Source organism: Streptomyces sp. NPDC005794 (assembly GCF_042871445.1).
Lineage (GTDB): Bacteria > Actinomycetota > Actinomycetes > Streptomycetales > Streptomycetaceae > Streptomyces.
Map to the genome: position 1 here is coordinate 77,883 of NZ_JBIAIN010000002.1, position 18,388 is coordinate 96,270.

Sequence of the window (18,388 nt, forward strand, 5' to 3'; positions counted from 1 at the left end):
CGAAGGAAGATGAGGGCATGACCCTCCGCTGGGGCTTCATCTCCGACCACCGGGCCGACTTCGGCGTGCAGCGGATATGTCGGGTTCTTCAGGTCTCGCGCTCGGGGCTCTACCGGTGGATCGCCGGGGCGAAGGCCCGCGAGGTGCGGCAGGCCGCCGACGAGGCCCTGGTCGCGGAGATCCGCAGGATCCACACCGACCACCAGGGAACGTACGGAGTGCGGCGTGTCCATGCCGAGCTGCGGGGCTTCGGACACACGGTGAACCGCAAGCGCGTCGAGCGGCTCATGCGCAAGCATGGCCTGGAGGGCCTCCATCTGCGGCGCCGTAAACGTCAGGCGTCCCGCAGCAGATGGCGGTTGACCGTCCTTGCCGCAGCGCTGAGTTCGGGAAGTTCCAGGACGATCACCCCGGCCGCTCTCAGTTGTTCGACGCCGACGCACTCCTCGACGAACACGCTCGGCTCGCGCCAGGCGATGACGACGCGGGGAATGCGCGCGGCGAACACCCGCTGTGCGCAGGGTGTACGGTCCGCGCTCCGCCTGGAGCACGGCTCCAGAGTGCTGTAGATCGTCGCACCGGCCAGACGCGGGTCGTTCCGCGGAAGTTTCGCCAGGGCGGCTTCCTCCGCGTGCTCACGAGGGCAGCTCTCACGCGAGTACCCGGCCGACAGTTCGCCGCCGTTCGCGTCGACGATGACCGCACCGACCGAGAAGGCACGGTCGGTCGGCGGACACATCGTGGAGAGATCGATCGCACGCTCCATCCAGCGCACCTCTTCCTCGTGCCGCGAAACGTACATCAGGACCGTCCCTTCGGTGCGTATCGGATGAGCACCATGTCGCCGACCGGGCGGGTCTCGATGACCTCCATCCTGGCGGTGGAGCCGCCCGGATAGTCGGCGGTGCCCAGGAATCGCGGCGCGTCCGGTTGCCCGACAAGGAGTGGGGCGATGGCCAGGCACACCTCGTCCGCGAGGTCCATGGCCATGAACTGCGTATGGATGGTGCCGCCGCCCTCGATCACGAGCCGTTCGACACCGCGCCGGCCGAGTTCGTCGAGGACCAGGCCCCAGTCGACATGCGGGCCGACACTGACCACGTCAGCCAGCCCTGCCAGCGTCGTACGGACCTTCTCCACCGCGCTGTCCACGGTGATGACCACTTTCCGGCCGCCGTGATGCCAGAATCTCGAATCTCTGTTCAGGTCGCCGCCGGCGGTGACCGTGACCTTCAGCGGGTGCTCCGGTCTTCCGCGCGCGATGCGTTGCGCGCGTCTTCGGGCGCTGTCGACCAGCAGGCGTGGGTTGTCCTTTCGCAGGGTGGTCGCGCCGATGAGGATGGCGTCTGACTCCGCGCGTACCTGGTCGACGCGGTCGAAGTCCGCCGAGTCGGAGAGGAGCAGCCGCTCGGGTCCGGCGTCGTCCAGGTACCCGTCGACCGACGTGGCGGCGGAGAGAATGACGTAGGGACGCGTGGGCATCGGTGGTGACCCGGTCCTCTCGAATTTCACAGTCGTGTTTCACAGTCGTGCGCGACAGGCCGTGCTCTGTGCCCGGCGGTTGCCGTGCGGCGGGAAGGCCGGCCCGGCGGGCGGCCGGGCCGGCGCAGCCGGTCGGTTACCGTGGTCACTCGCCGACGGTGATGGTGAGGGCGTCCGGCAGGGCCCGCAGCAGTGTCCCGTCCGTCAGGTGTTCCGGCGTGGCGCCCTCGATCGAGGAGGGCGCGGGCTCACCCACCAGCAGCACGGCCCAGTCCGCGACCGGCCGGTCCGCCATGACGCGCAACCGGCCGCCGCTGCGCTCGACGGTGAAAGCCGCGGACAGTTCGCCGCCGGGCGTCACGATTCTCGTCGTCGCTCGCATCGTCTCGGGCGGGGAGTAGACCCGCAGCACGACGCCTGCGGCGTAGTCGTAGTCGGGCCGGTCGTCCACGGCGCCCACGGGCAGTACCGTCCCGGGCCTGACCAGCAAGGGCAGGCTGTCGAAGCCGTGTCGCTCGTCGACCCAGCGGGGCCCCGTGACCGACTGCCCGGACAGCAGACCGGTCCAGCGGCCTTCGGGCACGTAGTAGCGGACGTTCCCGTCGGCCGAGAAGACCGGAGCGACGAGCAGTGAGTCCCCCAGCATGTACTGCGTGTCCAGGTAGGCACAGGACGGGTCGTCGGGGAATTCCAGGATCATGGGACGCATCATGGGCAGGCCCTCGGCGTGGGCTTCCTCGGCGATGCGGCCCAGATAGGGCATGAGCCGCATCTTCAGCCGGCTGAAGTCGCGCAGTACGTCCACGGACTCCTCGTCGAACGCCCAGGGAACGCGGTAGGACCCACCTCCGTGCAGACGGCTGTGCGAGGAGAGCAGTCCGAAGGCGATCCACCGCTTGAACACCGCGGCGTCGGGAAGACCGATGAATCCGCCGATGTCATGACTCCAGTAGCCGAACCCGGAAAGTCCGAGGGACAGTCCGCCCCGCAGGCTCTGGGCCATGCCTTCGAAGGTGGCCTCGCCGTCGCCGCTCCAGTGCACCGGGAAACTCTGTGTGCCGGCCGAGGCGGCGCGGGCGAACAGAACGGCCTCCCCACGGCCCCGGCGTCGCTCGAGAAGATCGAAGACGACCTGGTTGTAGAGGTGGGCGTAGTGGTTGTGCATGCGTTCCGGGTCGGAGCCGTCGAAGTAGACCACGTCCAGCGGGATGCGTTCCCCGAAGTCGGTCTTGAAGCAGTCCACCCCCATGTCCAGGAGCGCGTCGAGCTTCTCCGCGAACCATGCGCAGGCGGCCGGGTCGGTGAAGTCCACGATCGCGAGACCGGGCTGCCACAGGTCCCACTGCCAGACGTCGCCATCGGGTCTGCGCAGCAGGTAGCCGTTCTCCCTTGCCTCGGCGAACAACGGCGAGTGCTGGGAGATGTATGGATTGATCCACAGACAGATCTTGAGGCCACGGTCCTTCAGACGCTTCAGCATGCCGGGCGGATCGGGGAAGGCCCGCTCGTCCCAGGTGAAGTCGCACCACTGGTACTCCCGCATCCAGAAGCAGTCGAAGTGGAACACGGAGAGGGGGATGTCCCGCTCGGCCATGCCGTCGATGAACGAGCTGACGGTGTCCTCGTCGTAGTCGGTGACGAAGGAGGTCGACAGCCACAGACCGTAGGACCAGGCCGGCAGCCGGGCGGGGCGGCCGGTCAGCGCGGTGTAGCGGCGGAGGATGTCCCTCGGCGTCGGGCCGTGGACGACGAAGTAGCGCAGTGACTGGCCCGCCACGCTGAACTGGACGCGTGACGTCGCCTCCGAGGCCACCTCGTACGAGACCTTGCCGCTGTGGTGCACGAAGACCCCGTAGCCGGCGTCGGTCAGGTAGAACGGCACATTCTTGTAGGCCTGTTCGGAGGAGGTCCCGCCGTCCGCGTTCCAGATGTCGACGGACTGGCCGTTGCGGACCAGGGGTCCGAAGCGCTCGCCGAGCCCGTAGACGTGCTGCCCCACGCCGAGGTCCAGTTGTTCACGCACGTAGGGGCGGCCGTCGGCTTCGAGCACCGCCATGGCATTGGCTCCGCTGCCGGTCAGGACCCGGCCGCCGGCCAGGAAATCCATGCGCCAGGCGTCACCGCGGGTGAAGCGCACCGACAGCGAGCCGCTGGTGAGCACAGCCTCCCGGTCGTCCACCGACACATCGACGGCGGCTGTCCCCGAGGAGCCGATTTCGAGTTCCGGTCCACGCGGTTGTACGCCTTCGAAATGGGTGATCTCGACCGCTATGACGTCCGGCATCGGGCTGCTGCAGCGAACGGTGACGACGGGCCCCGCCATCGCATCGCTCTTCTTTTCGATCCGTCTGACCGGGGCCAGGACCGTCAGCGAATCCGAGTCGGAGGTGATGTGATGTGCCTCGGCCGGATGGAAGGCTTTCACTCCGTCCCGGAGCAGCCAGTAGCCGTCGGTAAACTTCATGGGAGTCACTCTCCTGGTGCGAGAATCTCAGTTTCCGGCGCTCTCGTAGCGCCGTAGCCCGAGGCGGAAGACGAGCCTCGCCAGTATGTGGATGACGAGGGCGGCGGTCGGCGCCGTCAGGAGGACCCAGGCGGAGCCGCCCTCCGTCAGCAGGACCGTCGGAAGGTAGGTGACGAAGGCGAAGGGGAGGGGGAAGAAGAAGATCACGGTCAGTACGCGGGGGTACAGGGTGAGGGGGAACCGGGCCAGGTCGGTGAACTGCTGGACGAGGAAGGGAATATTGTGCAGCTCCCTGAACCAGAAGCCCAGAGACGCCGAGGCCAGGTTGACGGAGGCGTAGATGACGCTGCCGGACACGACGCACACGGCCAGGAGCAGGGGTGTCCACAGGCCGAAGGGGAGCGGCAGGTGCTGCGCGGCCAGGCTCATGGCGAGGACGCCGATGGCGAGGTCACCGATACCGTGCAGACTCACGCTCCTGGTGTACAGGTGCAGGACCGGATCGACGGGGCGGAGCAGCAGGGCGTCGAGTTCGCCCCTGCGGATGAGTTCGGCCAGTTTCCAGACGCCGTCGAAGAGCAGGACGTTGAGGCCGAGCGGGGCCGTCGCCAGGCCGTACAGGAAGATCATCTTCCAGGTGTCCCAGCCTTCGACCGCCGGCGTGCGACGCAGGAGCACCAGCATGAAGGCGAGCCAGGTGCCCTGGCGCAACAGCGCCGAGACGAGTTCGAGCGCGAGGTCGGCGCGGTAGGCCGACTTGGCCCGGTACTGGAGCCGTAGCAGGAGCGCGAAGTGGGTGAGGGCGTGTGCTCGCTGTTCAGCCGCCATAGTTGTCCAGCCGCCGGAATCCGCGGTTCAGCAGCAGAGCCGCCGTACCCGCCAGCGCGACGAGCCACACTCCTTGGAGCGCGACGAGACCGGCGGCGTCCGCAATACCGACCCGGCCGAAGTAGATCATGGTGGGTGTGTTGAAGAAGCTCTGGAAGGGCAGCGCGTACGCCACGGTGTGCAGCCAGTCGGGCAGCATCTGCAGCGGGAACATGGCTCCGGACAGCAGCAGCGCCAGAGCCTGCCGGCACGCGATGAGACCGAGCACGTTGGTCGTCCAGAAGCAGAGGACGCCCGTGGTGATCGCGATGACCGCCTTCAGGGCCACCGCGAGGAGGAAGGACAGGACCAGCAGAAATCGCGACCCCGTCTCGGGCGGTACGGCCGGCAGCACGGTCGAGACGATCACCACCAGACAGAGGCCGACGGACAGCAGTTCGACGAATAGCGCGGCGATGAGTTCGGTGACACGAAGCGTCATGTAGCGCACCGGCTTCAGTAACTCCAGCGAGATGCTGCCGTCACGGATGCTGGCGGATACCCGTTCCTCCGTGCCGAACGAGAGAATGAGCGTCAGCAGGAAGGACAGCAGCAGGTAGGTCTGCATCTGCGGCCAGTCGTAACCCGCGTGTCTCTGCCCGCCGCTCATGATGGCACGCCAGATGTAGTAGAGCACCGTAATCTGGACCAGGCTGATGAGGACGCCCACCACGTACCGGCCGCGGTACATGAAGGCCTCCTGCGCGGCGACGCCGACCAGACTGCGGAAGACCCTCAACGGGACCTCACCTCCGTCGACGGGGGGAGGACGGCGGGGGGCTGCTGGAAGAGACGCCGCACCATCTGCTCGAGGGTCGGTTCGCGCAGTTCGAAGTCGACGATTTCGTGGTCACGCATGATGACGCCGACCAGGTGTGCGGCGGTGGCTTCGGTCCGGTCGAACTCGCAGGACAGTCGCTGCCGGTCGAGCATCGTGCAGGTGAGACCGGAGGCGTTGGTCACCGTTCGGACGACCTCGGTGACGTCCTCCGAGTCGGACACGGTCACGACGAGACGGCGGTCGGCCGCGAGGCGGTGCTTCACCTTGTCGATGTCCTCGTCGAGGACCGCGCTGCCGCGGTCCAGGATGACCAGCCGGCTGCATATCCCTTCGATGTCGGCCATGTCATGGCTGGTCAGGAAAACCGTCGTGCCCTGTTGTCGGTTGAGGTGGCGGATGAACTGCCGCACGGCCGCCTTGGAGTTGACATCCAGGCCACCTGTCGGCTCGTCGAGGAAGATGAGCTTCGGGTCGTGCAGCAGGGCGGCGGCCAGGTCGGCGCGCATGCGCTGTCCCAGGGACAGCTGCCGCACCGGGACCGACAGGAAGTCCCCGAGTTCGAGCAGTTCGGTGAAGAGCTCCAGATTGGCCCGGTAGATCGCGTCCGGAATCTCGTACATGCTGCTCAGGGTCTTGAACGAGTCGATGACCGGCAGATCCCACCACAGTCCGGTGCGGTGTCCGAAAACGGCTCCGATCTCCCGCACATGCCGCTTGCGGTCCCGGTGCGGATCGAAGCCGTTCACCCTGACGTACCCGCCCGTCGGGGACAGCAGCCCGGTGAGGATTTTGATCGTGGTGGACTTCCCGGCGCCGTTGGAGCCGAGATAGCCCACCGATTCTCCCGGCTCGATGTCGAGATCGATCCCGGCGAGCGCCACCTTCGGCCGGTACCGGGGCCGTACGAAGTGCTTGACCGTGCCCCTCAACCCTGGTTCCTTCTCCGGGATCCGGTACTCCTTGCGCAGACCGCGCACCTCGATGGTCCTCATGTTCCTCCCCGGCCCGGTCCCTGTGCGAAGCCGGCCCACCGTCCGCGCGGCCGACACCTCAACGACGTTTCCTCAGTCCACCCGGACGGCTTTGACGATCAGATACATGGGCACGTGCTGCCGCTCCCGCAGGACCTCCCCGGACGTGTGGCCCGTCTGCGGGCGACCCTCCCTGAGCGCGGCGAAACGCAGTCCCGCGGCCTCCGGGGCAGCGAGGTGCTCCTCGGATGCTCCGGTGGTGCTTGATCACGCTGCCGCCCATCCAGTCGACCTTCCGTGAACCGGGCCGGAAGTAGTCCCGCACCAGCCATGCGCGCGGGAAGTCGGAGCTGTCGGCGTAGTCGTAGCAGCTGGTGACGGTGGGGTGCTCGAGGGAGAAGACGAACGTGCCGCCGGGCCGGAGAGCGCTGCGTACGCGGCGCAGTGTGCTCTCCAGATCGGGCACGCACCATCCTGGCTGTGACGACATCGGCGGTATCGGTGTCCGGGCGCCATCGCGCGATGTCGGTGTGTTGTACCCGCATCCTGTCGGAAGTGAGGCGGGCCTGCTCCAGCAGTTTCCGGGATCCGTCGATGCCCAGGTAGCTGTCGGCGCCCTCGTCGAGCAGGGTGTTGCCGTACCTGGCGTCTCCGCAGCCGAGGTCGACGAAGGAACGCCCCGTCACCTTCCCCACCAGTTCGCGGACGTAGGGCTGCTCCATGAGGTCGTTGGGGTGTTCTGACCGCTCCCTGCGCAGCAGGTACTCCTCGGAGACACCCGGCAGGTCGTAGAAGGTGTTCCCGCTCACCGCGTTCATCGAATATCTCTCCTCGGGACCGAGCTGATCGGGTTCGGGATCGAGCTCGTCAGGCGCCGGCCGCGAGCCGGAAGCCGATGTCGTGCGGTTCGGAGTCGTAGGCACCGTGGCGGCGGGCGCACCGTGCCAGATCACGGTTGTGGCGCCAGGAGCCACCGCGGGTCACGTGCCGGTCGCAGGCCCAGGTCTCCTCGGCCGGGACATCGGCGGGAGCGCCCGGGTAGGGCTGGTACACCGTCGAGGTCCACTCGTCGACGTTGCCCACCAGGTCGAGGACGCCGAAGGGGCCGACGCCGGAAGGAAAGGAGCCGACGGGCGTGGTGCCCTTGTACGCCGCGGGCTTGAGATTGGCGTGCGCGACGTCGAAGCGGTCTCCCCACGGGTAGGCGCGGGTGTCACCACCGCGGGCCGCCCGCTCCCACTCGGTCTCGGAAGGAAGCCGCACCGGCAGGCCGGTCAGCTCGGCCAGCCAGGCGCAGTACTCCGTGGCCGACTCCCAGCCGACGCCTGTGACAGGGTGGTCGAAGTCACCGTCCAGCCCCCGGTCCAGTTTCCTCTCCCGTGCGAAGGGCGCCCATTGGGCACGGGTGACGGGCGTCCGGCTGACGGCGAATTCCGGGACGGTCACCTCCGCCTGCGGGCATTCCTTGAGAAACCACTCCGCCGGGAGGCCGAGATCGGCGTGCTCCCGCACCAGTGCGGGAACTTGCCGTTCGTCCGTCCCGCGCACCAGGACGCCGTGGGGGACGGTGACCCAGTCGATGTCGGGAAGCGCCGTTCGTGTCATGGAGTACCCCACCTGTTCTGCCGTGTCCGTCAGGTTCTGCGTCATATGTGCCCGCTGTCGCGGACGCTGTGCCACACCTTGTGCTGAGTGACGAGTTCCAGCACCGCCCGCCATCCGCTGATGCCTTGTACCAGTTCGAAAGCCAGCAGTGTGCACCAGCCGTCTCCGATGCCCAGACGGCGCCATTCGGGGGTGGCGGCGGTATGAGCGATGCGGACGGCCTCCAGGAGAACGGCCGCGAGGGCGATGTGACGCGTACGGCTGCCGCGCCGGGACAGAACGAGCGCGGGCAACACGGTCAACTGGGCGGCGATACTCGCGGCGGTGACCCCCAGCGCCAGCCGTCCGGCCGGCGTGAGTTCGGGTGCGGCGAGGTGCCGGAGGGCCGCGAGTTGCCCTCGTAGCCACCGGACCCGCTGCCGTAGCGCGGTCGGCAGTTCGTCGACCGGTGTTCCGTACGAGACGTTTGCCAGGAACCGGATCCGCGGTCTCAGCCGACTGGCGAACATCGACCACACGAAGCACTCCTCGGCCTCGTCTTCGATGAAACCGCCGGCTTTCTCGAGGAAAGCGGTACTGACGTAGAGGGAACTTCCCTGCAGGAAAGCGGTCTTCAGGTGCTTCTGCAGGAACATCATGGACGCCAGGTGGGTGGCGTTCTCTGCGGCTATGGCGCGGCCCACCCAGTTGCGCGACTCGTGGAACTCGAACGCCTCCACGATGTCCACGCCCTCGCCGACCGCCTGGAGCGCCTCCGTGACCTGGGTGGGCCCCGGCACCACGTCCGCGTCGAGGAAGAGAACCACGTCGTAGGCGTCGAGGTCGGTCAGGACATGGTTGAGCGCCCGGCCCTTCGGACTCATGTCCGGCACGGGCCGCACCCGGGACCTCGGGTCGAAACCGGCCGTGGCCAGCCGCGCGAACGCGGTGCGCGCGGGCAGTTGGCTGGGCTCGTCACCCTCGGGAACGAGCCACAGAACGGTGATCCGTTCCCGGGGGTGGTCCAGGCGGAGCATGCCGGCCGCGGAACGCTCGCACGTCTCGAGTGATTCCCTGTACATGGGCACCAGAACCACGACGTCGGCAGCCGTGTCGGTCTCGCTGGCGGTACGGGGGGCGACGTGCTCCGCCCGCCGCACTGCGGTGGGGATCAGGAAGCCGGTCACGGCGGATCCTCTCCGTCGGGCCCGGGTAAGCGGGCCGACGCGTCGAGGTGGTCATGGAATCGCGGTCGGCACGACGGCACCGCGAGGGTACGGGGAGACGACAGGAGCGGTCGACGGCCGTGCCGGGGGCCGCCCCGGACGACAACGTTCAGCGCGGGACGCGATACACCTGTCCGTCGTACGCTCCGGCGAGGAAGACATCCTGTCGTGCGTCGTGGGCGAGCGAGGAGATACCCGAGGTCGTGGGCCGTGTCGCGGGCCCCCAGGTGCCGGTGCCCCGGTCGTACACCGCGACGCTGCCGTCGTAGGAGCCCGTGGCCACCGAAAGCCCGTCGGCGGAGGCCGACACACACTTCACGGAGTGGGTGTGCGGGGTGGTGAGGACGTCGGCCTCTCGTCGCGGGTTCCAGATACGCAGCCTGAGATCGCGGCTGACGCTGGCGAACCAGCCGTCGCCCAGACCGGTACAGCCGTTGGCGATCTTGTCATGTGCCGCTTCGGTCGTGGCGACACGTTTCAGCGTCGGAATGTCGTACCAGGTGGCGGAGGCATCGGCGGCGACGGAGAAGAGCAGGTCCCCGGAGACCGCCACGCCCTTCACCGCGTTGGTGTGCAGCGGCAGGTCGGCGACATGGGTGACACCGTTGTCACCGGTGAGTTTCAGCAGGATGCCCTCACCCGTGTAGGTTCCCACGACCGCGTACTGCTCGCCGTCACGCTCGAAGGTGGCGCCGCAGTTCAGGGGCGACCGGTGCTGGTGCAGTTCGCGTCCGGTGAGAGCGTCGAAGATCGTGCCGAGCTGACCGCCCGAGAGGACCAGGGAGCCCAGCGGAGTCAGGAAGTTGCAGAGGCTTCCGGTGTCCGCGACCCGACGGTCACCGGCGCGCACCGTGCCCGCGTCCCCGACGGTCAGCGTCGTGCCGTCCGGCCGGGGCAGAACCGCGTTGACACCGCCGGTCTGCGGTATCTCGGACGTGTCCCAGACCCGTGCTTCGTAGTCGTAACCGCGGTAGGTGGCGCCGAAGGTCGCGAAGACTAGCCAATTGTCGGCGGCGAACGCGCAGGAGCGGGGCCAGACGTCGGCCGGCAGATTCGCGCTGCCGCGGGAGCGGGGTTGCCCGGAGCTCACGTCCCACAGCCGCATGGTGCGGTCGTAGGAGAGACTGACCAGCAGGTGCCGTGCGTCGTTCAGCACCAGCCGCTTGATGCCCGCGTCATGCGCCGGAACGGAGGTGCGACCGGCGGGACCGATCACGATGATCGCCCCCTCGTCGTTGCCCGCGAACACCGTTCCGTCGGAGGAGATCGCCACCGTGTCGGTCTCCACGCCGTCGGTACTCAGCTCCGAGACCAGTTGTCCGGTGGCGAGGGACCAGCGTTTGACGGTGCCGTCGTCGCTGGAGGAGATGAGCTCGTCGCCGTCTCCGGCCCACTCGACAGAGATGACGTCCGCGGTGTGCCCGGCGAAGGTGGTGAGGAGGCGGCCGGTGAAGTCGTAGACCCGCACCCGGTGGTCACGGGAGGCGGTGGCGATCAGCTCCCTGGACGGGTGGAAGGCCGACATCTCGACATCGTCCTCGTGCGCCGAGAGGACCGCGACCAGGCGCAGATGGGGAACCGTCCACAGCCGGGCCGTGTAGTCGCTGGACGAGGTCAGCAGGTAACGGCCGTCCGGCGAGAAGGCACACTGGTTGGCCAGGTGGTCGTGGAAGGCGCGGGCGAGCGCCAGACCGGTGCGCTGATCCCAGCAGATCACCTGGTTGTCATAGCCGGCGGTGGCGACGTATCTGTCCTGCAGGGCGGCCACGCCACTGATGGGACTGCGGTGCAGAATCATGCGGTCTCTCCGATGAGTTCGATGGTGTGGCCCCCCAGTTCGGCCTTCACGCGCAAGTACTGCGCGTTGCGCTCCGTCCTGAAGACCCGGGTGGCGACGACCTCCTCGATTTCGATCCCCCGCATTTCGAGCTGCCGGACTTTGTCAGGATTGTTGGTCAGCAGCCGAATCCGGTGAATACCGAGAGCGCGCAGCATCTGAGCGGCAGAATGATAATTCCGCAGATCGTCCGAGAAGCTCAGCGCGCGATTGGCGGCGAAGGTGTCGAGGCCCGCTTCGTCCTGAACCTGGTAGGCGTCGAGCTTGTTGTAGAGACCGATTCCCCGGCCCTCCTGCCGTAGGTAAAGGAGAACGCCGCCGGAAGTGGAGAACCGCTCTACCGCTTCCCCGAGCTGAGGTCCGCAGTCGCACCGGGCGGAACCGAAGACATCACCGGTCAGGCACTCCGAATGGATGCGCACCAACGGAGCGGACGAGGTGCTGGGAAGACTCGCCGAGGCGCCCGAGAAAAGCACCGCTATGTGCTCGTGGTTATCGACGAGTCCGCTGAAGCTGGCCATTTCCGCAGTTTGCCACGATCCGTCACCGGTGCGTACAGGAACTTCTACGCGGGTGCGGATGGCAATCTTGTCATCCGGGCCGGGAATCAAGGGATGGTCGCAGCCTGTATCGCCGGCCTGTGCAACGGGATCGCCGCCCGATAACCGCATACGAAAACTTCCTTTCTCTCCGTAGTTCGTGGTTCCGGATCTTTCTCCAACGATGCATCGAGGTTGATCGAAGTGTCAACTACCGGACTGAGAGGTGTCGTCGATAACTGGCCACGATGCACCCTGTTCGGGAAATCGAACGGTGCAAGAGCTGGCACTTCTCCCGAGTTGATCTTCAACCGTAGAAGTGCCGGCATTTTTGGTTGGCTTGTTCGATAGAATTCGACGATTCGGGTGCTGTGAAGCGGTCGAAGTGGGGCAACATGAGGCAGAGGCATCAAATATGCAACAGAACTGACGTTATCCTCGATATTTCGTGATGGTCCGCCGGCGGTTCCGGTGGGCCGTTTCCGGTTGCTGGGGCCGGTGGCGGCCAGGCAGGCGTCCCGGCACGAGGACCTGGGCGACGTCCGCGGCCGCGCAGAGCTCGCGGAGTGGGAGCGCCTGGACCAGCTGCTCGCCGCCGCGCCCACGGGCACCGTCTACGACCCCGACGCCGACGACGTCGTCCAGGCCGAGCTCGCCGCCGACACCGCGGCCGCCGCCCGGGAAGCCGAGCTGCACGAAGCGATGTGGATCGCGGCCCGCGCCGACGAGCTCCAGGCGCTGCGCGAGCTGGGCACGCTGGAGCAGACCGAGCCCCGTACCGGCGACGAAGCCGTCCGGGACGAACTCACCCGGCGGGCCGGCGGGTACGTTCATGCCGACGTCGACGCCTGGCTCTCCCACGCCCTGGCCGTGCACCTCGGGCACTACCGCGATCCCGCCGCCCGCGAATCCGCGGCCGGCCTCCTGGCGCCGCCGGTCCTCGCGCACGCCGCGCTGCTCGCCGAACTCGTGGCCCCGGCGTCGATGTCCGCGAGCTGGCGTTTGCGGCCCGGCTCGCCATCACAGAGCCCGAGGCCGCCGGCGCGCTCGCCGCGTTCCTCACCCGCGCCGAAGGCGTGAGCGCCGGCCACGAGGCGGGAGTCGTGGGCCGGGAAAAGCAGGGCGACCGCCCGTCCCCCTCGTCCGGCGGTGGCGTTGTGCCGGGCATGGAATGGACGCAGCTGCTCAAGGACCTCGCCGTCACGGTGGAGGTGCGCAACCGCAGGATGGCGCGCCTGCGTACCGCCGGTTCCACCGTGGCCGAGCTGGCGGCGCAGGCGCTCGCGGCCGGCGCCCGGCCCGCAGCTGCGCCGGACCCTGGCAGGGATGGAACCGCTGCTCGAACAGGAGCGCCCGCACGTGTGCGGGCAGAGCCCCGTCGTCCCCGTTATGTTTTTCGCGGTCCTGCAAGAGGGCCGCTGGCCTCCGGGCCCGGCATGACTGCGTCCCCCTGTCGAAGGCATGACCTGGGGGGTGGTGTCACCGGGCCCGGGAGGTGCCGTCGGAGACGCGGATGAGAGGTCCGGCCACCGCCCGGTCCGGCGCAACGCCGGCCAGTTCGCGGGCGGCAGGTCTGTATAACGTGGATGCGCGCGTACGACACCACTGTCGAGGCCAGCCCGGTCAACTCCCCTGGAAGTGTCAAGCCCCGGGTTTTGTGGACAGTGGGTTAGCTGGTTTTCAGGGCTTCGGGTGAGGTGCTGGTCGTTGCGTGGTGGGCTTCGTATTCGGCGGGCGGAACGTGTCCGAGCTCGCCGTGGAGTCTTCGCTGGTTGAACCAGTCGATGTACTCGGCGACGGCTATCTCGACGTCGTTGATGCTGGTCCAGGGCCCTTTGTTGCGGATCAGCTCGGCTTTGAACAAACTGTTGAACGCCTCCGCGAGGGCGTTATCGTATGAATCTCCCTTGGAGCCGACCGAGGCCACCGCGTCGGCGAGTCCGAGGCGTTCGGTGTAGCGCAGGTCTCGATACTGCACGCCGCGGTCGGAGTGATGGACCAGGCCGGCCAGGTCGCCGCCGGTACGGCGGCGTTTCCATATGCCCATCTCCAGGGCGTCCAGCGCCAGATCGGTGTAGAGGCTGGTGGCGACCTGCCAGCCGACGACCATGCGCGAGAACACGTCGATGACGAAGGCCGCGTACACCCAGCCGGAGTGGGTCTTGATGTAGGTGATGTCGGCTACCCACAGCACGTTGGGCGCTTCTGCGGTGAACTGGCGTTTCACCAGGTCGGCGGGGCGCATGGTTTCGGGGGCGGGGCGGGTGGTGCGAGGGCTCTTTGCTCTGGATACGCCGCGCAGGCAGGCGGCGCGCATCAGGCGGCACCGGCCACAGCTGGAGGAGCAGGTCCTGGTTGAGGTAGCGGGGCAGGTCGTCGTGCAGGCCCTCATGCAAGACAGTGCGGTACAGGCCCATGCGCTGGCGCGGCTTGCCCAGGTCGTACGAGGTCATCCCGGACCAGGCCATGTGCAGCGGCAGCTCGACGACCCCCTGGGTCGGGCCGTGCAACTCGTCCAGCGACTCCGGCAGACGGCACCGGAACTTCTCCCGGTACAGCGCGAGGTCCTCGGCGTCCGTGCCCGAGAGGTTCTTCGACCCGGGTGCGGGGTGGTGCGGCCTGGAGGGCATGCCTCCCATTATGGCGGCAGCTTCCCGCTCGCCGAGCAGCTGGACGCGGCCGATCACCGGCCGACATCCACCGGCAGGAAGTCGGAACGGTCCGCCGCCGCGGCAAACTCGTTGGCGCGGGCGTCTGTGGACATGCGGACGAGGGCAATGCGGTAGAGGGCTGAGTTGGCTCCGCGATTACCGCTGCGCGGGACGGCAACCAAGGCCCAGGTCCGCGCCTGGGTTGCCGGGAAGGAGGCCGGCTGCACCGACGTACTCACCGTGGCCGGGCTCCCTGTCCCGGCCGCGGCATGGGACTCGCCGAGGTGATGGTCGCGCTCGGCATCGCCTCCCAGACCAGCGGGGTGTGGTCCATGCCCGTCACGCTCCCGGCCCCCGAAGACGAACTGCCACTTGCTCGCACGCGGATCTCCGGTCTGGCCCGCCTGCGGGCAGCACAGGGCCGCCCGCTCGAAGGCTGACGAGCGACCCAGTCGCTGGGTTGTATGCAGCAGGCGCATGTGCGCCCTCGTGTAGCGCGGGCCTCCTCTTCCGCAGTGGAGAACCCAGGGCTTGAGGAGGCTGCTGTGGCAAGGATCGTGGAGGGGGAACACCGGTCTCCGATCGGTGACGGCGGGCACCCAGCCGAATCGGCCCGTACCGCCGCCCCCTCCTCCCCCTTTGCTTCCACCCCTCCGCCTGCCTGGTCATCGACGGGAAGATGGTCGCCTTCGCCGAGGAGGAGCGCCTCTCCCGCCGCAAGCACTTACGCTTCCAGCTCGCGAAGCCGTGGCCTGGCGTCCGGGAGGGGCGGTCAGGGCACGAGGCTGTCGAGGTCGATGTCGAGGGGAATGGGGACGGAGACCTTCAACCGGTTGCGGTGGATGCTGGTGGCCACGTAGGTGCTGGTCATGGTGTCGAGTTCGTAGGTGTGGACGGTGGGGGCGCCGGTCTCGTCCTCGACGCGCCAGAAGTGGGGGATCCTGGCCTGTGCGTACTTGAAGGGCTTCAGGGAACGGTCGCGGTCCGCCGACTCCTCCGAGACGACCTCGATGACCAGGGTGACGTCTTCGGGCGCGTACCACGTTCGGTCGGGGTCGTAGGAGGCGGTGGTGAGCAGGATGTCGGGCTCGGGGCGGCTCTTCTTGTCGAGCCTGACTGTCATCTCACGCTCGGCGTCGAACCCGACGGGGGCGGCCTGGCGCAGGGCAAAGGTCAGGTTCTCCACCAGCCGGGCGTGCCAGGACCGCTGCGGCGACATCATGAAGATCAGGGCTCCGTCGATGAGTTCGGTGTGCCGCGGTGCCTGGGCGAGGCGGTCGAGGTCATCGGCTTCCCAGCCGCTGATTCTGGGCGGGATCATCCAGTCGGGGAGTTCGGCGGTCACGGCTTCCTCCAGGCGCCTCGAAGAGGTCAGGGGCCTTCATCCCGGATCGCGGACGCGGGCCCAACGCTGGTGTCAGCGTAGTCGAGCGACCGGACCTCTCACTCGGCCCGTGTGGGTCCGACGCGCCGGACGCCGGTGATCATCTCGGTGTGGATCCGGACGACGTGGTCCATGGACGAGCCGCTTCGGCGGAGTGGTGCACGTCAGCTTGAGCGTCGGGTCGAGGTTGGCCGACACCAGGCTCGCGATGTCGTCGAGGTCGCAGTGGAAGCCCCTCGTCCTTGTCCTCACAGGGCAGGGGGCCCCGCAAGTGGTGCCCTGGCATACGGCGGTGCCGCGGCTGGTTCCCGGGTTCCGCCAAGCCGTGCGGAGCGTCAACTGGTGCTGGACGCGGCCTGCCACGTGCGGGCCGCCCGCGCCCTCGACCGGCTCGCTCGGGACCTGGTCGACAGCTCGGAGTTCACCCGGATCGCCCTGGACGCGGACGCCTGGCCCTACAGCCGGCCGACCTCACCGGCGATGCCTGGGACACGGTGGATGAGCGGCTGCGTTTCCTCGTGGCGAAGGTCCGGCATAGGCCGGACATGAACTGCAGCTGACCCGCTCACCCGCTCCACCCTCTGTACGGAAGGGCCCGCACGGCAGTGCGGGCCCTTCCGCGTCATCCCCAACTTTGCGGACGCACACGCCCTAAGAGGGCGTATCCCGCCTCCCCGGTGGGAGATGAGTGGGAGGCAAGTGGGAGATGATCATGGCGTGGTGCTGCAATCAGGCGCTAGGAAATGCTAGATAGCGCTACCTGTGCGGCCCGGTTTCAGCCGCCGGATTCGCCCGCGTGCGGGCTGAGCACACCGGCTCCCACCAGCACGAACAGCAGGATGCCGAGGATGATCCGATAGATCACGAACGGCATGAAGGACTTCGTGGTGATGAAGCGCATGAACCACGCGATGACCGCGTAGCCGACCGCGAACGCGATGATCGTCGCGAAGATCGTCGGTCCCCAGGAGACGTGCCCTTCGCCCGCGTCCTTCAGCTCGTACGCCCCCGAGGCCAGCACCGCCGGAATCGCCAGCAGGAAGGAGTAGCGGGCCGCCGCCTCACGGGTGTAGCCCATGAGTAGACCACCACTGATCGTCGCACCCGAGCGGGACACCCCCGGGATCAGGGCCATTGCCTGGCAGAAACCGAAGATCAGACCGTCCCTGACGCCCAGCTCCTTCAGCGACTTGCGCTCCTTGATCGCCCGGTGCTTGCCGCCGGTCTCGTCGCGGGCCGCGAGACGGTCCGCGATGCCGAGGACGATGCCCATGACGATCAGGGTCGTCGCGATCAGACGCAGATCGCGGAACGGGCCCTCGATCTGGTCCTTGAGCGTGATGCCGAGTACACCGATGGGAATCGAGCCGATGATGACCAGCCAGCCCATCTGGGCGTCGTGATCGCCGCGCATCGATGAATTGGTCAGCGACCGGGACCAGGCCGAGATGATCCGCGCGATGTCCTTGCGGAAGTAGATGAGGACCGCGGCCTCCGTGCCGATCTGTGTGATCGCGGTGAACGCCGCTCCCGGGTCGTGCCAGCCCGCGAACGCCGCGGTCAGCCGCAGATGCGCGCTGGAGGAGATCGGCAGGAACTCGGTCAGTCCCTGAACGAGGCCCAGGACGAATGATTCGAACCAGCTCATGGGGCTTAGGCCATCCCGGAGGTACTCATGCAACGGCCGACGGACGCGAAGGCCGTCGGCGGCGTGCGGATGCGGTCAGAAAAGGGGACGGGACGCCACGGCCCCGGACATCCTCTGTCGGTTGCGGGCAGCGTATCGCCTACAGGTGAACAGACTCCCGCCTGCCCCTGCCTACGCCACGCCGTCGGCGTCCTGGGGCGCCGCGTCGTCCGTCCCGCCCAGCCGGTGCCGCCGGCGCCAGGCCACCAGCGCCGCCCCCACACCGGACAGCACGATGAAGCCCATCGCCGCCAGGAACACCGGCGAGGTCGGCGAGGAGGCCGTACTGCCCGCGATGACGTACGCCGCCGTGTTCGGGATCGAGCCGAGCCCTGTGGCCAGCAGGAACGGGGGATAGCCCATGCGAGAGGTCGCCGCACAGTAGTTGGCCGCGGCGAACGGCACCCCGGGGAAGAGCCGCAGCGCCAGCATGGACCGGAACCCGTGCCGGCTCAGCAGCCCGTCCGCAGCCTTCAGATACTTGCCTCGCAACAGCGTCCGGAGCGCGTCCTGACCCAGCACCCTGCCGAGCAGGAAGGAGACACCCGCACCGAGGACGGTGCCGGCCAGTGCCGCCGCGAGACCGGTCTGGGCGCCGAACAGGGCACCGGCGGCCAGGTTGAGCAGCGGGCGCGGCACGAAAGCCACGGTGCACACGCCGTACGCGAGCCCGAACAGCATCGCCGCGGCGGAGCCCGTGAGTTGCGGTGGCCAGCCGGAGGCCAGCAGCCGCTGTGGTTCGAACAGCAGCATCATGGTGGCGGCAGCCAGCAGCACTGCCACGAGCAGGGAGAACCTGGACCAGGGGGAGAGCAGCGCCCTCGTGCAGCGCACTGCGAGGCCGGTGGACGGCCGTGTTGCGGGGACGGGGTCGAACATTTGGGGAGCGTAACCGAAACAGGTGTGTGATCGCCG

General features: G+C 67.9%; 18 protein-coding genes and 1 pseudogene. 3 read left to right on the top strand and 16 right to left on the bottom strand.

Annotated elements, in window-relative coordinates; all coding sequences use genetic code 11:
• Nucleotides 1-17: 17 nt before the first annotated feature.
• Nucleotides 18-317: pseudogene (locus ACFYQ5_RS02925) on the top strand (IS3 family transposase); the annotation flags it as partial.
• Between the two features lie 17 nt (nt 318-334).
• Here ACFYQ5_RS02925 and ACFYQ5_RS02930 read toward each other — a convergent pair.
• The 11 genes from ACFYQ5_RS02930 to ribA all read right to left on the bottom strand — a co-directional run bounded on the left by ACFYQ5_RS02930 (nt 335) and on the right by ribA (nt 11,883).
• Nucleotides 335-802, bottom strand: coding sequence for a dCMP deaminase (locus ACFYQ5_RS02930; RefSeq protein WP_389192186.1), 468 nt, complete (start codon nt 800-802; stop codon nt 335-337).
• Nucleotides 802-1,482, bottom strand: a complete 681-nt coding sequence (locus tag ACFYQ5_RS02935; protein WP_389192189.1) for a RibD family protein — start codon at nt 1,480-1,482, stop codon at nt 802-804. The genes ACFYQ5_RS02930 and ACFYQ5_RS02935 overlap by 1 nt, the downstream gene beginning before the upstream one ends.
• A gap of 145 nt (nt 1,483-1,627) precedes the next feature.
• The gene (gene yicI / locus ACFYQ5_RS02940) at nt 1,628-3,946 is read right to left on the bottom strand and encodes an alpha-xylosidase (protein ID WP_389192192.1); all 2,319 of its coding nucleotides are present in this window, start codon (nt 3,944-3,946) and stop codon (nt 1,628-1,630) included.
• A gap of 27 nt (nt 3,947-3,973) precedes the next feature.
• On the bottom strand, nt 3,974-4,774 hold the full coding sequence (locus tag ACFYQ5_RS02945; protein ID WP_389192195.1) for an ABC transporter permease: 801 nt from the start codon (nt 4,772-4,774) through the stop codon (nt 3,974-3,976).
• Nucleotides 4,764-5,552, bottom strand: a complete 789-nt coding sequence (locus tag ACFYQ5_RS02950) for an ABC transporter permease (protein ID WP_389192199.1) — start codon at nt 5,550-5,552, stop codon at nt 4,764-4,766. The genes ACFYQ5_RS02945 and ACFYQ5_RS02950 overlap by 11 nt, the downstream gene beginning before the upstream one ends.
• A complete protein-coding gene (locus ACFYQ5_RS02955) occupies nt 5,549-6,586 on the bottom strand; it encodes an ATP-binding cassette domain-containing protein (protein WP_389192202.1) in 1,038 nt (345 codons plus the stop codon). Before ACFYQ5_RS02955 ends, ACFYQ5_RS02950 begins: the two co-directional genes overlap by 4 nt.
• Nucleotides 6,587-6,684: 98 nt before the next feature.
• Nucleotides 6,685-7,383 carry a class I SAM-dependent methyltransferase gene (locus ACFYQ5_RS02960; protein WP_389192204.1) on the bottom strand — a complete coding sequence of 233 codons (699 nt, stop codon included), beginning with the start codon at nt 7,381-7,383 and terminating at the stop codon, nt 6,685-6,687.
• A 49-nt stretch (nt 7,384-7,432) separates the two neighbouring features.
• Nucleotides 7,433-8,170, bottom strand: a complete 738-nt coding sequence (locus ACFYQ5_RS02965; protein WP_389192207.1) for a formylglycine-generating enzyme family protein — start codon at nt 8,168-8,170, stop codon at nt 7,433-7,435.
• Nucleotides 8,171-8,211: 41 nt separating this feature from the next.
• Entirely contained in the window at nt 8,212-9,336 is a 1,125-nt protein-coding gene (locus tag ACFYQ5_RS02970; protein ID WP_389192210.1) for a glycosyltransferase, read from the bottom strand.
• Nucleotides 9,337-9,484: 148 nt separating this feature from the next.
• A complete protein-coding gene (locus tag ACFYQ5_RS02975) occupies nt 9,485-11,173 on the bottom strand; it encodes a WD40 repeat domain-containing protein (protein WP_389192213.1) in 1,689 nt (562 codons plus the stop codon).
• The gene (ribA, locus tag ACFYQ5_RS02980; RefSeq protein ID WP_389192216.1) at nt 11,170-11,883 is read right to left on the bottom strand and encodes a GTP cyclohydrolase II; all 714 of its coding nucleotides are present in this window, start codon (nt 11,881-11,883) and stop codon (nt 11,170-11,172) included. Before ribA ends, ACFYQ5_RS02975 begins: the two co-directional genes overlap by 4 nt.
• A gap of 366 nt (nt 11,884-12,249) precedes the next feature.
• On the opposite strand from ribA, the gene ACFYQ5_RS02985 reads away from it, so the two are divergent.
• Nucleotides 12,250-12,831, top strand: coding sequence for a hypothetical protein (locus tag ACFYQ5_RS02985; protein WP_389192219.1), 582 nt, complete (start codon nt 12,250-12,252; stop codon nt 12,829-12,831).
• Nucleotides 12,832-13,420: 589 nt separating this feature from the next.
• Here ACFYQ5_RS02985 and ACFYQ5_RS02990 read toward each other — a convergent pair.
• Both ACFYQ5_RS02990 and ACFYQ5_RS02995 read right to left on the bottom strand, forming a co-directional pair.
• Entirely contained in the window at nt 13,421-14,068 is a 648-nt protein-coding gene (locus tag ACFYQ5_RS02990) for an IS3 family transposase (RefSeq protein ID WP_389192221.1), read from the bottom strand.
• A 366-nt stretch (nt 14,069-14,434) separates the two neighbouring features.
• The gene (locus ACFYQ5_RS02995; protein WP_389192224.1) at nt 14,435-14,641 is read right to left on the bottom strand and encodes a hypothetical protein; all 207 of its coding nucleotides are present in this window, start codon (nt 14,639-14,641) and stop codon (nt 14,435-14,437) included.
• Nucleotides 14,642-14,671: 30 nt separating this feature from the next.
• On the opposite strand from ACFYQ5_RS02995, the gene ACFYQ5_RS03000 reads away from it, so the two are divergent.
• Entirely contained in the window at nt 14,672-14,842 is a 171-nt protein-coding gene (locus tag ACFYQ5_RS03000; protein ID WP_389192227.1) for a hypothetical protein, read from the top strand.
• Nucleotides 14,843-15,174: 332 nt separating this feature from the next.
• On the opposite strand, the gene ACFYQ5_RS03005 is transcribed toward ACFYQ5_RS03000, so the two are convergent.
• From ACFYQ5_RS03005 to ACFYQ5_RS03015, 3 genes are all read right to left on the bottom strand, one after another.
• Nucleotides 15,175-15,723, bottom strand: a complete 549-nt coding sequence (locus ACFYQ5_RS03005) for a Uma2 family endonuclease (RefSeq protein WP_389193076.1) — start codon at nt 15,721-15,723, stop codon at nt 15,175-15,177.
• A gap of 838 nt (nt 15,724-16,561) precedes the next feature.
• Nucleotides 16,562-17,434 (bottom strand): undecaprenyl-diphosphate phosphatase, encoded by an 873-nt coding sequence (locus tag ACFYQ5_RS03010; protein WP_389192230.1) that lies wholly within the window; start codon nt 17,432-17,434, stop codon nt 16,562-16,564.
• Between the two features lie 171 nt (nt 17,435-17,605).
• Nucleotides 17,606-18,352 carry a TVP38/TMEM64 family protein gene (locus ACFYQ5_RS03015; protein WP_389192232.1) on the bottom strand — a complete coding sequence of 249 codons (747 nt, stop codon included), beginning with the start codon at nt 18,350-18,352 and terminating at the stop codon, nt 17,606-17,608.
• Nucleotides 18,353-18,388 lie beyond the last annotated feature (36 nt).